Here is a 12,899-nt window from a genome sequence, read left to right on the forward strand (position 1 = left end):
ACCGACGCCGCGACCGGACGGCCGGCCTTCCTCAGCGCCGCCCGGCCCGCCGACCTCGCTGCCGCCGTCGCAGCGAGTTGCGCGATCCCGGGCGTCCTGCCCGCCGTGCGGATCGACGGCCACCTGTTCATCGACGGCGGCCTGCGCTCCCCGGCCAACCTCGACGTCGCCGGTTCGGCGCGGGCGGTGGTCGCGCTCGCCCCGCTCACCGGCTCCGTCCGGGCCCACCGCCGGCCCGCGGACCAGGCCGCCCAACTGCGCCGTGCCGGGGTGACGGTCGCCCTGCTCACCCCCGACTCCGACGGGCGCCGCGCCATCGGGCTGGACCCGCTGGCGGCCGGGCGGGTGCCGGCCGCGTTCGACGCGGGCCGCAGGCTGGGTGGGCGCCACGCCGTCCGGATCGGACAGGTCTGGAGCGCGGACGACAGCCTCTCCTGAGCCGCGGGCGTCGGCGTCGCCGGGACGACGAATCCGGGCGAGGACGAGTGAGATCGCGCCCGCGGGGAATACAGTTTGCGGACGCCCACACGACAGGGAGGCTCGATGTTCCGCAAGATCCTGGTCGCGAACCGGGGCGAGATCGCCGTCAGGGCGTTCCGCGCCGCCACCGAGTTGGGGGTGGGCACCGTGGCGGTGTTCCCCTACGAGGACCGGCACGCCGAGTACCGGCTGAAGGCGGACGAGTCCTACGAGATCGGCGAGAAGGGACATCCGGTCCGCGCCTACCTCGACGTGGCCGGCGTGATCGAGGCGGCCCGGCACGCCGGCGCCGACGCCATCTACCCCGGCTACGGCTTCCTCTCGGAGAATCCCGACCTCGCCCAGGCCTGCGAGGAGGCCGGGATCACGTTCATCGGGCCCTCCCACGAGGTGCTCGAGCTCACCGGCAACAAGGCACGGGCGATCGCGGCGGCCCGCGAGGCGGGCCTGCCGACGCTGCGCGGGTCAGAACCCAGCGACGACGTGGACACCCTGGTCGCCGCGTCGCAGGAGGTCGGCTTCCCCGTCTTCGTGAAGGCCGTCAGCGGCGGCGGCGGGCGCGGCATGCGCAGGGTGGACGACCCCGAGAAGCTCCCGGCGGCGCTCGCCGAGGCGATGCGTGAGGCGGAGTCGGCGTTCGGCGACGCCCGGATGTACCTCGAGCAGGCGGTGGTGCGGCCCCGGCACATCGAGGTGCAGGTGCTCGGCGACGCGACCGGCCAGGTGATCCACCTGTACGAGCGGGACTGCTCAGTGCAGCGACGCCACCAGAAGGTGGTCGAGCTCGCACCCGCCCCGAACCTCGACCCGGAGCTGCGGATGCGGATCTGCGAGGACGCCGTCCGGTTCGCCCGTCACATCGGCTACATCAACGCGGGCACGGTCGAGTTCCTCCTCGGCGAGGACGGTCGCTACGTCTTCATCGAGATGAACCCGCGCATCCAGGTCGAGCACACGGTGACCGAGGAGGTCACCAATGTGGACCTGGTCAGCTCCCAGGTCCGGATCGCCGCCGGCGAGACCCTCGCCGACCTCGGCCTCAGCCAGGACGCGATCACGGTGCGCGGCGCGGCGCTGCAGTGCCGGATCACCACCGAGGACCCGGAGAACGGCTTCCGTCCCGACACCGGCACGATCTCGGTGTACCGGACGCCGGGCGGCGCCGGCGTCCGCCTCGACGGCGGGGTGGTCTTCGCCGGCTCGACGGTCGGCGCGCACTTCGACTCGATGCTGGTCAAGCTGACCTGCCGCGGTACCGACCTGCGCTCGGCGGCGCGGCGGGCCTACCGGGCGCTGAGCGAGTTCCGGATCCGCGGGGTGTCGACGAACATCCCGTTCCTCGAGGCGGTGATCTCCGATCCGGACTTCCTGGCCGGCCACACGAACACCAGCTTCATCGACGACCGGCCCTACCTGCTGCACTACCACATCCCCGCAGACCGGGGGACGAAGCTGCTGACCTACCTCGCCGAGGTCAGCGTGAACACGCCGAACGGGCGGGCGCGCACCACCCTGCGCCCGCAGGAGAAGCTGCCCGTGCTCGGCAGGGAGGTGGTCGCCGCGCCGCCGCCGGCCGGTTCGCGACAGCGGCTGCTCGAGGGGGGCCCCGCGGCGTGGGCGGCCGAGTTGCGCGCCCAGACGCCGGTCGCGGTGACCGACACCACGTTCAGGGACGCCCACCAGTCGTTGCTGGCCACCCGCGTCCGCACCCGTGACCTGCTGCACGTGGCCCCGGTGATCGCCCGGACGCTGCCGCAGCTGCTGAGTGTCGAGGCGTGGGGAGGGGCGACCTACGACGTGGCGTTGCGGTTCCTCAAGGAGGACCCGTGGGACCGGCTGGACGCGCTGCACGCGGCCATGCCGAACATCCCGCTGCAGATGCTGCTGCGCGGCCGCAACACCGTCGGCTACACGCCCTACCCGCTGGCGGTGACCCGGGCGTTCGTGCACGAGGCGGCCCGTTCCGGGCTGGACGTGTTCCGGATCTTCGACGCGCTGAACAATGTCGACCAGATCCGGCCGGCTGTGGAGGCCGTGCTCGAGACCGACCACGCGGTCGCCGAGGCGGCGCTGTGCTACACGGGGAACATGACCAGCCCCGGCGAGAAGCTGTACACGCTGGACTACTACCTGAGCCTGGCCGAGCAGCTGGTCGCCGCCGGGGCGCACGTGCTCGCGATCAAGGACATGGCCGGCCTGCTGCGCGCGCCCGCCGCGGCGAAGCTGGTCACGGCGCTGCGGTCGAACTTCGACCTGCCCGTGCACCTGCACACTCACGACACCGCCGGCGGCCAGCTGGGCACGCTGCTCGCGGCCATCGGCGCAGGCGTGGACGCGGTGGACGTCGCGGCGGCGTCCATGGCGGGCACGACGTCGCAGGTGTCGATGTCGGCGCTGGTGGCCGCGCTGGAGGACACCGACCGCGACACCGGGCTGTCGCTGGAGGCCGTCGAGGCGCTGGAACCGTACTGGGAGGCGGTCCGGACGCTGTACGCGCCGTTCGAGTCCGGTCTGCCCGGCCCGACCGGACGCGTGTACCACCACGAGATCCCCGGTGGGCAGCTGTCGAACCTGCGCCAGCAGGCGATCGCGCTGGGCCTCGGCAACCGCTTCGAGGCGATCGAGGACATGTATGCGGCGGCCAACCGGATCCTGGGCAACATCGTCAAGGTCACCCCGTCCTCGAAGGTGGTCGGCGACCTGGCGCTGGCGCTGGTCGGACGCAACGCCGATCCGTCCGACTTCGAGGAGCACCCGGAGAGGTACGACATCCCCGACTCGGTGATCGGCTTCCTGAACGGGGACCTGGGCGACCCGCCCGGCGGCTGGCCCGAGCCGTTCCGCACCAAGGCGCTCGCCGGCCGGGTGACCAGGCCGGTGGTGACCGAGCTGTCCGAGGCGGATGCCGCCGACCTGGCGGCCACGCCTCGCCGGACGCTGAACCGGCTGTTGTTCCCCGGGCCGCTGCGCGACTACGAGGACGCCGTCGAGGCCTACTCGGAGCTGTCGGTGGTGCCCACGACCGAGTTCCTGCACGGCGTCCGCCAGGGCCAGGAGGTTGAGGTGCAGATCGAGCGCGGCAAGTCGCTGCTGCTGGGCATCTCCGCGATCGGCGAGGCCGACGACAGGGGGATGCGCCAGGTGATCTGCACGGTGAACGGCCAGATGCGGGTGATCTCGGTCAGGGACGAGTCGGTGACGTCCACCGTGGCCACCGCCGAGCGCGCGGACGCGTCCACGCCCGGGCAGGTGCCGGCGCCGTTCGCCGGCGTCGTGACGCTGATCGTCAAGGCGGGGGACGAGGTCACCGCCGGCCAGCAGGTCGCCACGATCGAGGCCATGAAGATGGAGGCGGCGATCACCACCCCGGTCGCCGGCACCGTCAAGCGCGTGGCGATCGGTCACGCCCAGGCCGTCGAGGGAGGCGACCTCCTCCTCGAGATCGCCTGACCGGCGCGGCGGCCCTCCGCCAGGGGAGCCTCGTGAACGGGAAAGGGGACGGACCAGCGAACGGGAAAGGAACCGTCCCCGATTCCATTCAGGGGACGGTTCCTTTCCCGTTCAGCCCGGCCGGAACGCGGAGGCCATGTGGGCGTCGTCGGCCATCGGGAGTTTGCCGGCCCTCGCCGCCGCCACCAGGGTCGCCCAGTCGGCCTCGGTCTGGTCGGCGTAGAGCCGCGCGAACCGCGCCAGTGCCTCGCCGGCGGCGTACCCGTCCCCGAGGTAGCCCGAGATCATGGACGCCCCGGAAGTGCGGGCGTGCCCCTTCGCCAGCAGCCGCCCGACGATGCCCGCGTAGTCGCTCAGCGCGTCCTCGCGGATCGCGTTCAGCGGCACCGTCCCCTTCATGTTCCGGAACTGGCGCACGTAGTACTCGCGGCCGTCGATCGTCGTCCAGCCCAGCAGCGGGTCGCTCACCGTCTGCAGCGCCTGCTGGTACTCCACCACGCGCTGACCCTGGTGGGCGTGCCACGCCTCCTCGCCGTGCACGAACCGTGCCAGCACCGAACGCCGCGCCTGCTTGAGCTGCAGGAACAGCACGTCGTCGGGGCTCGACCCGACCAGGAGCACGACGTACGCGCGCAGGCCCACCGAGCCCACCCCGACCACCCGGTGCGCGACGTCCTCGACCGTGTAGCCACCGACGACCCGCCGCCAGTGCGGCACCAGGGTGCCCAGGTAGTCGTCGAGACCTGCCGCGATCGCGTCCGCCTCCTGAGGCCCGACGGAGGTGGTCAGCGGTGGTTCCGGCACGATCAGACGGTGTCCGTCGACCTCCTCGGTCAGCTTGGGCAGCACCCGGTCGCTGGTGCGTTTGCGCGCCGTCCTGGCCGCACGCTTGATCTCCTCCCGGAGCGTCCGCTCCTGCACGGAGTCCTTGAGGTGCGACACGTCGAGGCGGTTGTACGAGCGTGCCAGCAGCGGCAGCGTCGCCAGCTTGTCGACCTCGGCCGCGTACTCCACCACACAGGAGCGCACGGACGCGGCGCAGGCGTCCTCGCTGTAGCCGTTCTCGCGTCCGGCCACCCAGACGCTGGCGACCAGCCGGCGCACGTCCCACTCCCACGCCCCGGGGTGGGCCTCGTCGAAGTCGTTCAGGTCGATCACCTGGGCGCCCTCGGGCGAGCGGTAGAAGCCGAAGTTGCCCAGATGCGCGTCCCCGCAGATCACCGGGTGGATGCCGGTCGAGGGCAGGGACGCCACGTCCGCGGCCATCACCACGGCCGACCCGCGGTAGAAGCCGTACGGGGTGGTGGCCATCCGGGCGACCCGGATGCCGACCAGGTCGGCGACACGTCCCACGTGGCTCATCGCGATCAGGGCGATCGGGTCGAACCGGGCGGGGGTCTCCGCCCACTCGCCGAGGGCGTCGTAGGGCACCTTCGCCCGCAACGAGCGACCCAGGGCGAACCGGTCCGCGCGGCTCGACGGGGCCTCGCGCACCGAGCCGAAGCCGTCGGCGCGGGTGGGCAGCACCCTGTGCGTCATGGCACCTCCTGACCGGCCGCGATCGGCGCTGATCGGGCCATCTTGCCGCCGCACGGGAGCCGGTGACCAGCCTCGCGACTGACATTTGTCACGGACAGGTCGTGACGGCTGCCGGAGGAACCAGACATCGTCGCCGGCCACGCTGGTGGGTATGACGCAATTGATCAACACGCCGGCCCCGGCGCTGCGGGCCACCGCCCCGGCGATCGCGCTGCGCGGGGTGAGCCGCAGTTTCGGTGACGTGCAGGCCGTCCGCGACCTCGACCTCGAGATCGGCCAGGGCGAGGTGGTCGCTTTCCTCGGCCCGAACGGCGCGGGCAAGACCACCACGATCGACATGGTGCTCGGCCTGTCCCGGCCCACCGCGGGACGGGTCGAGGTGCTCGGCCTGCCGCCCCGGGAGGCGATCGCCCGCGGCCTGGTCTCGGCCGTCATGCAGACCGGTGGCCTGCTGAAGGATCTCACCGTCGGCGAGACCGTCGCCTACGTGGCGAGCCTGTTCGCGTCCACCCAGAGCGTGGCCGCGGTGCTGGAGGTCGCCGGGATCACCGGTATCGCCGACCGGAAGGTGGGCACGTGTTCAGGCGGGGAGCAGCAGCGACTGCGGTTCGCCCTCGCGCTGCTGCCCGACCCGGCCCTGCTGCTGCTCGACGAACCCACCACCGGCATGGACGTGGAGGGCCGGCGCGCCTTCTGGCAGGCGATCCGCGCGGACGCAGCCCTGGGCCGCACCGTCCTGTTCGCCACCCACTACCTGGAGGAGGCAGACCAGTACGCCGACCGGATCGTCCTGCTCAGCGCCGGGCGCGTGGTCGCCGACGGCTCCGGCCCGCAGATCCGGGCCCTGGCCAGCGGCCGGACGATCCGGGCCACCCTGCCCGGCGCGGACGCCCGCGAACTCTCCCGGGTGCCCGGCGTCGACTCCCTCGAGTTGCGCGGCGACACCGTCGTGATCCATGCCCAGGACTCGGACGCTGTCGCGCGGCACCTGTTCACCCACACCTCGGCGAAGGACGTCGAGATCACCGCCAAGGGCCTGGAAGAGGCCTTCCTGAGCCTGACCGGAAAGGCCGACCGATGACCACCATGGACCTCACCCGCACCGTCCCGCGCTGGGGCGGCTTCAACCGCACGCTGCTCGGCATCGAGCTGAAGCGCCTGCTGCGCAACCGGCGCACGCTGATCTTCACGTTCGCCTTCCCCGGCATGATGCTGCTGGCCTTCGGCGGCCAGGATGACAGGAACGAGTCGGTCGGCCAGGGCAACGTGGCCGCGTACATCCTGGTCGCGATGGCGTTGTACGGCGCGTCGATGATCTCGGCCAGCACGGGCGCGTCCGTCGCGATGGAGCGGGCGCAGGGCTGGTCGCGGCAGCTCCGACTGACCCCGCTGCGTCCGGCGGCCTACGTGTTCACCAAGTCGCTGTGCGCGCTCTCGATGGGCGTGGTGGCGATCACGGTGGTGAACCTGATCGGCGTGGCCCAGGGACGGGCGCAGATGCCGCTCGGCACCTGGCTGGCCTGCGGCCTGCTCACCGTCGTCTGCACGCTGACCTTCGCCGCGCTCGGGGTGTTCGTCGGCTACCTGGTTCCCGGCGAGAACGCCATGCAGTTCCTCGGCCCGGGCATGGCGGCGCTCGCCTTCCTCGGCAACGTCTTCATCCCGATCCCGCAGGGCACCCTGATGTGGACGGTGTCCGCGTTCACGCCGATGTTCGGCGTGGCAGAGATCAGCCGCTTCCCGCTCACCGGCGAGCTGCCCTGGTACGCCGTCGTCAACGCCGTGGTGTGGCTGGCCCTCTTCGTCGCCGGCGCGGCCTGGCGGATGAGCAAGGACACCGCCCGCGGGTGAGGACCGGGGAGATCCGTCGTAGCGTGGGCACCATGGCTGGCCGCGTCCCGGACGTGCCCGGGCAGGTCCGCGACCGGCCCACGGGCTGGGTCGGCGTGCTCTTCGCCGGGATCTGGCTGGCATTCCTCGCCACCACGGTGCAGCGCGCCTGGGCGATCCGGGACACCCCGATGGGGTGGATCGCCCTCGCGGCGCTCGCCGGCTTCGTCGGCTGCTACCTGTGGGTGTTCGCCCGGATCCGGACGCTGCGCTGGCAGCCCGGCGCGGCGGCGCCGCGGCTCGGCCTGGTCCTGCTGGCGGTGATGGTGGTGCTGGCCGGTCTGGTGATCTGGACGCTCGGCCAGGAGGGCACCTCCACCCTGGTCTTCCTGGTGGCCACCGCGATGCAGGTGTTGCCGCTGCGGGCCGGCCTGGCACTGGTGGTGGTCAGCGCTGTCGGCAACGACGTGGCCGGCCGGAGCGTGCCCGGCTGGCAGCCGGACCCCAGTCTCACCATGGCGATCGCCGCCGCGGGGATCGCGATGTGGGGCGTCCAGCAGATGATCGCGCGCAACCGCGACCTGGTGCTGGCCCGGGAGGAGAACGCCCGGCTCGCCGTCGAGGAGGAGCGCAACCGGTTCGCCCGCGACCTGCACGACATCCTCGGCCACTCGCTCACCGTGATCGCGGTGAAGGCCGAACTGGCCGGGCGCCTCTTCGACGCCGACCCGCCGCGGGCGCGGGCGGAGATCGGCGAACTGGAGCGGCTGTCCCGGGACGCGCTGGCCGATGTCCGGCAGGCCGTGTCGGGCTACCGGCAGCCGTCGCTGTCCGGCGAGATCGCCCGGGCCAGGGCGGCGCTGGCCTCGGCGGGGATCGAGGCCGACCTGCCCAACTCCACCGACGCGGTGCCCAGCCACCTGCGCGAACTCTTCGCCTGGACGATTCGCGAAGGCGTCACCAACGTGATCCGCCATTCGGGCGCCGAACACTGCCGGGTGCGGCTGTCCGCGTCCGCGGTGGAGGTGTCCGACGACGGCCGCGGCGCCGGCGACCCCGGCGGGGGCCACGGCCTGGTCGGCCTCCGCGAGCGGGCGTCCGGAGCGGAGGCCACGGTGGTCACCGAGCGGCTCCACCCGGGGTTCGCACTGCGGGTGGTGGCGCGAGGATGATCCGCGTCCTGCTGGCCGACGACCAGGCCCTGGTGCGCGGAGCGCTCGCCGCGCTGCTGAACCTCGAACCCGATCTCGAGGTCGTCGCCGAGGTCGGCTCGGGCGAGGCGGTGCTGGACGCCGTCCGACGCGAGCACCCCGACGTCGCGCTGCTGGATGTCGAGATGCCCGGCATGGACGGGATCGCCGCCGCGGCCGCGGTACGCGCCGAGTTCCCGGGCGTCCGGGTGCTGATCGTGACCACCTTCGGGCGGCCGGGCTACCTGCGCCGGGCGCTCCGGGCCGGGGCGAGCGGTTTCGTCGTCAAGGACACACCGGCGGCGAGACTGGCCGACGCGGTCCGCCGCGTCCACGCCGGGCTGCGGGTCGTCGATCCCGTCCTCGCCGCGGACAGCCTGGTGGCCGGAGAGTCGCCACTGACCGAACGGGAGACCGAGGTCCTGCGGGCGGCGCGGGACGGGGCCAGTGTCGCGGTGCTCGCCTCCCGGCTGTTCCTCAGCGAGGGGACGGTGCGCAACCACCTGTCGGCCGCCATCGGCAAGACCAGTGCCAGGAACCGCGCCGAGGCCGTCCGGATCGCCGAGGAGAACGGCTGGCTGTGAGCCTCAGGCCACCAGGGAGCGGTCGTAGCGGGCGCTGCCGAAGCCGAGGATGAGCAGGCCGATCGTGGGCAGGATCACCATCAGGAAGACGGACCAGACCGGGCTCTTCCCGAACGCCCTGCCGATCCGGTACTGGACGAAGATCACCATGACCACGTTCACCAACGGCACCAGCAACAGCAGGAACAGCCACGGGTTGAAGCCGGCGACGCGGAACTGCACGTAGGTGTTGTAGAACGGCACGATCGCCGCCCAGCCGTGCTCGCCGGCCTTGACGAACAGGTTCCACAGCGCGATCAGCGTGAGCAGGCCGATCACGATCGAGACGAGCATGACGGGCAGTGACAGCAGTGCCTGGGCTGCGGAGTCGGAGTCGGGACGCATCGGGGCCTCCTGGGTTCGGGTGCCGACAGCGTAGTGTCCGCCGCCCTGGGAGGGCGGCCATCCGCGCCTCCGCGGGGTGTCCCGTCGCGGTGGTCGCCGGATTCGCCGACACTTCTGGTGCCGGCGGCGGGCGGGCACGGTGGACGCGGCAGAGTGGGGTCGTGAGCGAAACCTGGCCGAGCCCTCCTGTTCCCACCGCGACCCTCGTGCTGCGCGGACGCCGCTTCGACGCGTCCCACCCCGCCGTGATGGGGATCGTGAACCGGACCCCGGACTCGTTCTACGCCGCCGCCCGGTTCACCGACCTCGGACCGGGCCTGGAGGCGGTCGACCGGCTCGTCGCCGAGGGTGCCGACCTGGTCGATGTCGGTGGTGTGCGGGCGGGGCAGGAGGGCGAGGTGGTCAGCGCCGCCGCCGAGATCGGGCGGGTGCGGCCGTTCCTGCTCGCCGTCCGCGAGCGGCACCCCGAGCTCGTGCTGAGCCTCGACACGTGGCGCTCGGAGGTCGCCTCCGCCTGCGCGGAGGCGGAGGTCGACCTGGTCAACGACACCTGGGCCGGAGCGGACCCGGACCTCGTCCACGTTGCCGCCGAACTCCGCGCCGGCTACGTGGTCTCCCACACCGGGGGGCTGCCCCCGCGCACCGATCCGGTGGACATCGACTACGGGCCGGACGCCGACGACGTCACCCGTGACGTGCTCGCCACGCTCTCCGCAGGAGCCGGGCGGGCGATCGCGGCGGGCGTGCCGGCGGAGCGGGTGCTGGTCGACCCCACCCTCGACTTCGGCAAGACCACCCGCCACTCGCTGCGGGTCCTGCGGGCGACCGGGGCGGTCGCGGCGCTGGGCTTTCCGGTCCTGCAGGCACTGTCCCGCAAGGACTTCGTCGGCGAGACGCTCGGCCTGCCCGTCGACGGGCGGCTGTTCGGGACCCTGGCCGCCACCGCGGTGGCCGGCTGGCTGGGGACGGTGGTCTTCCGCGCCCACGACGTCGCCGCGACCCGTCAGGTCGTCGACATGGTGGCATCGATCCGCGGCGATCGCCCGCCGCTGCTCGCGGTGCGCGGCGAGCCCTCCGCCTGAGCGCCGGAGCGCGCAGATCAGTCGAGGTCGGCGAGCCGCGGGTCGATCAGGTCGAGGGCACGGCGGACGGCGTCCATCGTGTCGGCGGGGTCGGACTGGGCGATCACGACGCCGTGGATCATGTGCTCGAACAGCAGGATGTCGCCCGGCGTCCAGGCCGGGTCGGCGAGGCCGGCTGCCTGCGCCCGGGCGAGCGGATCGGTGACCAGGGCGATCAGGCGTTGCTCGCTCACGTCGGAGGGGAGTGGGGTGCGCGCGTCGATGACCATCTCCACGAAGGCGCTGGACGCGACCGAGTACGCGACGATCTGTCGCCACAGCATTCCGAAGCAGTCCGGCCCGGGGGTGGCGGCCGCGAGCCGCTCCAGCTCGACGAAGTTGTCCTTGAAGACCGCCCCGGCCAGCGTCCCGCGGTCCGGGAAGTGCCGGTAGAGCACGCCCTGCCCGACGCCGGCGGCCTTCGCGATCGCATTGAGCGGCACGTGGTAGCCCTGCTCGGCGAACAGTCGGCGTGCCGCGGCGAGGATCGCTGCCCGGTTCTCGCCGGCGGCGGCGGGTCCCCTGTTGTGCGGGCTTGCGGGTGCGGGCATGCTGGAGAGTGTAAACCGGACACAGATGTCCGGTTGCAACGGATACGGAGATGTCATGACCGACCAGTGGGATGAAGCCGTCGACCTGATCGTCGCCGGAACCGGCGTGGCCGCGCTCGCCGCCGCCGTCACCGCGGCCGACGCGGGCCTGACCGTGCTGATGCTGGAGAGCACCGACCGGTGGGGTGGGAGCAGCTCGATGTCGGGCGGTGGCCTGTGGCTGCCGGACAACCCGCTGATGAAGCGGGACGGAGTGGCCGACTCCCGCGAGGAGGCTCTGACCTACCTCGAGGAGACCGTGGGAGACGCCGGGCCGGCCACCTCGCGGGCGCGCAAGGAGGCCTTCGTCGACGGGGTCGGGGGGTTCGTCGAACTCGCCGAGCGACACGGCGTGCACTTCGCGCGGTCGAAGGACTATCCCGACTACTACCCCGAACTCCCTGGCGGCAAGATCGGCAGGGCGATCGAGGTGGAGCCCTTCGACGTCCGCCGGATCGGCGAGTGGTGGCAGACCTCCCGCGGCAACGGCTCCGGCGTCCCGGCGCCGGTGAAGACCGACGACTTCTGGCTGCTGTCGAGGGCCTGGTCGACGCCGGGCGGCTTCACCCGCGGTGCGCGGGTCGTGTTCCGGACCCTGGGCAGCCTGGTGCGCCGGCAGAAGAGCGTCGGCATGGGCTCGGCCGTGACCGCGGCGCTGCTGGAGGTCGCGCTGCGCCTGGGCGTGGAGGTCCGGCTCTCCTCGCCGGTGACCGAACTCGTCGTCGACGATGGCCGGGTGCGCGGCGTCCGCACCACGAGCGGCGGGCGGACCACCTCGATCCGCGCGGAACGGGGCGTGGTGCTCGGCGGTGGGGGCTTCGACCACAACACCGAGTGGCGCGAGCGCTACCAGGCCGTCGACGGGACCGGCTCGTCCGGCTCGCGGGGCAACCTCGGCACCGCGATCGAGGTCGCCCGCCGGATCGGTGCGGCGCTCGACCTGATGGACGACGCCTGGTGGGGCGGGTCGATCCCCCCGGCCACGCCGGACGCGTCCGCGGCCTTCCTCGTCAGCGAGCGCTCGATGCCGTTCACGATCATCGTGGACGCGGCGGGTGAGCGGTTCGCCAACGAGTCGGAGTCCTACGTCGACCTGGGCCACCACCTGCTCGAGCACGCGAAGCGCGTCCCCGGCTCCTCCTGGATGGTCTCCGACGCACGGCACGCCCGCCGCTACCTGCGCTCGTACGCGCTCGACCCGAGGGCGACCACCGCGATGACGCAGGCCGGGATCATGGTCAAGGCTCCGACCCTGGCCGACCTCGCGCTGCGGATCGGGGTGGACCCGAGCCGCCTCGCTGCGACCGTCCGGCGGTTCAACGGTTTCGCCCGCTCCGGCATCGACGCCGATTTCGGACGCGGCAACTCCGCGTACGACCGCTACTACGGCGATCCGCTGGTGCGTCCGAACCCGAACCTCGGCCCGCTGGAGAAGGGCCCGTTCGAGGCCGTCCGGGTGGTGCCGGGCGATCTCGGGACCAAGGGCGGCCTGGTCACCGACGAAAACGCCCGTGTGCTGCGCGAGGACGGCTCGGTGATCGAGGGCCTGTATGCGGCGGGCAACAACTCCGCGTCGGTGATGGGACGCACGTACCCGGGCCCGGGCTCGACGCTCGGGCCGGCCGCCGTGTTCGGCCACCGTGCCGCGCTGCACGCGGCCGGCCGGGCCTGAGGGCACGGGATCGGCGACACGGGGGGCGGCGCCGGCTCGCCGGGTGTTCGCCGCCCCGG

11 protein-coding genes are annotated in these 12,899 nt (G+C 72.7%); 8 read left to right on the top strand and 3 right to left on the bottom strand.

Annotated elements, in window-relative coordinates; all coding sequences use genetic code 11:
* Together QM633_RS13920 and QM633_RS13925 are read left to right on the top strand one after the other, a co-directional pair.
* A partial coding sequence (locus QM633_RS13920; RefSeq protein WP_415154362.1) for a patatin-like phospholipase family protein occupies positions 1-438 on the top strand: 438 nt, incomplete at its 5' end.
* A 105-nt stretch (positions 439-543) separates the two neighbouring features.
* Positions 544-3,930: a pyruvate carboxylase gene (locus QM633_RS13925; RefSeq protein WP_415154363.1), complete on the top strand. Its 3,387-nt coding sequence runs from the start codon at positions 544-546 to the stop codon at positions 3,928-3,930.
* A 111-nt stretch (positions 3,931-4,041) separates the two neighbouring features.
* Here QM633_RS13925 and QM633_RS13930 read toward each other — a convergent pair whose 3' ends face one another.
* Entirely contained in the window at positions 4,042-5,469 is a 1,428-nt protein-coding gene (locus QM633_RS13930; RefSeq protein WP_415154364.1) for a DUF2252 domain-containing protein, read from the bottom strand.
* Between the two features lie 151 nt (positions 5,470-5,620).
* On the opposite strand from QM633_RS13930, the gene QM633_RS13935 reads away from it, so the two are divergent.
* Genes QM633_RS13935 through QM633_RS13950 form a run of 4 tightly spaced genes read left to right on the top strand, consistent with a single transcriptional unit; the run spans position 5,621 to position 9,073 of the window.
* Positions 5,621-6,550 carry an ABC transporter ATP-binding protein gene (locus tag QM633_RS13935; RefSeq protein WP_415154365.1) on the top strand — a complete coding sequence of 310 codons (930 nt, stop codon included), beginning with the start codon at positions 5,621-5,623 and terminating at the stop codon, positions 6,548-6,550.
* Positions 6,547-7,320 carry an ABC transporter permease gene (locus QM633_RS13940; RefSeq protein WP_415154366.1) on the top strand — a complete coding sequence of 258 codons (774 nt, stop codon included), beginning with the start codon at positions 6,547-6,549 and terminating at the stop codon, positions 7,318-7,320. Before QM633_RS13935 ends, QM633_RS13940 begins: the two co-directional genes overlap by 4 nt.
* A 32-nt stretch (positions 7,321-7,352) precedes the next feature.
* Positions 7,353-8,471 carry a sensor histidine kinase gene (locus QM633_RS13945; protein WP_415154367.1) on the top strand — a complete coding sequence of 373 codons (1,119 nt, stop codon included), beginning with the start codon at positions 7,353-7,355 and terminating at the stop codon, positions 8,469-8,471.
* Positions 8,468-9,073 (top strand): response regulator, encoded by a 606-nt coding sequence (locus QM633_RS13950; RefSeq protein WP_415154368.1) that lies wholly within the window; start codon positions 8,468-8,470, stop codon positions 9,071-9,073. The genes QM633_RS13945 and QM633_RS13950 overlap by 4 nt, the downstream gene beginning before the upstream one ends.
* A 3-nt stretch (positions 9,074-9,076) precedes the next feature.
* Here QM633_RS13950 and QM633_RS13955 read toward each other — a convergent pair whose 3' ends face one another.
* The gene (locus QM633_RS13955; RefSeq protein ID WP_415154369.1) at positions 9,077-9,457 is read right to left on the bottom strand and encodes a DUF5684 domain-containing protein; all 381 of its coding nucleotides are present in this window, start codon (positions 9,455-9,457) and stop codon (positions 9,077-9,079) included.
* A 161-nt stretch (positions 9,458-9,618) separates the two neighbouring features.
* On the opposite strand from QM633_RS13955, the gene folP reads away from it, so the two are divergent.
* The gene (gene folP, locus QM633_RS13960; protein WP_415154370.1) at positions 9,619-10,539 is read left to right on the top strand and encodes a dihydropteroate synthase; all 921 of its coding nucleotides are present in this window, start codon (positions 9,619-9,621) and stop codon (positions 10,537-10,539) included.
* Between the two features lie 17 nt (positions 10,540-10,556).
* On the opposite strand, the gene QM633_RS13965 is transcribed toward folP, so the two are convergent.
* On the bottom strand, positions 10,557-11,129 hold the full coding sequence (locus tag QM633_RS13965) for a TetR/AcrR family transcriptional regulator (RefSeq protein WP_415154371.1): 573 nt from the start codon (positions 11,127-11,129) through the stop codon (positions 10,557-10,559).
* 55 nt (positions 11,130-11,184) lie between these two features.
* Between QM633_RS13965 and QM633_RS13970 the strand changes: the two genes are divergently transcribed.
* Positions 11,185-12,840 carry an FAD-binding protein gene (locus QM633_RS13970; RefSeq protein ID WP_415154372.1) on the top strand — a complete coding sequence of 552 codons (1,656 nt, stop codon included), beginning with the start codon at positions 11,185-11,187 and terminating at the stop codon, positions 12,838-12,840.
* Positions 12,841-12,899 lie beyond the last annotated feature (59 nt).

It is taken from the genome of Propionicimonas sp. (genome assembly GCF_047606205.1).
Taxonomy (GTDB): domain Bacteria; phylum Actinomycetota; class Actinomycetes; order Propionibacteriales; family Propionibacteriaceae; genus Propionicimonas.

Bases quoted from the DNA above. Each gene is read 5' to 3' on its own strand.
- QM633_RS13955 (WP_415154369.1), bottom strand. From the start codon at position 9,457: ATGCGTCCCGACTCCGACTCCGCAGCCCAGGCACTGCTGTCACTGCCC.
- QM633_RS13945 (WP_415154367.1), top strand. From the start codon at position 7,353: ATGGCTGGCCGCGTCCCGGACGTGCCCGGGCAGGTCCGCGACCGGCCC.
- QM633_RS13965 (WP_415154371.1), bottom strand. From the start codon at position 11,129: ATGCCCGCACCCGCAAGCCCGCACAACAGGGGACCCGCCGCCGCCGGC.
- QM633_RS13930 (WP_415154364.1), bottom strand. From the start codon at position 5,469: ATGACGCACAGGGTGCTGCCCACCCGCGCCGACGGCTTCGGCTCGGTG.
- QM633_RS13940 (WP_415154366.1), top strand. From the start codon at position 6,547: ATGACCACCATGGACCTCACCCGCACCGTCCCGCGCTGGGGCGGCTTC.
- QM633_RS13925 (WP_415154363.1), top strand. From the start codon at position 544: ATGTTCCGCAAGATCCTGGTCGCGAACCGGGGCGAGATCGCCGTCAGG.
- QM633_RS13970 (WP_415154372.1), top strand. From the start codon at position 11,185: ATGACCGACCAGTGGGATGAAGCCGTCGACCTGATCGTCGCCGGAACC.
- QM633_RS13935 (WP_415154365.1), top strand. From the start codon at position 5,621: ATGACGCAATTGATCAACACGCCGGCCCCGGCGCTGCGGGCCACCGCC.
- QM633_RS13950 (WP_415154368.1), top strand. From the start codon at position 8,468: ATGATCCGCGTCCTGCTGGCCGACGACCAGGCCCTGGTGCGCGGAGCG.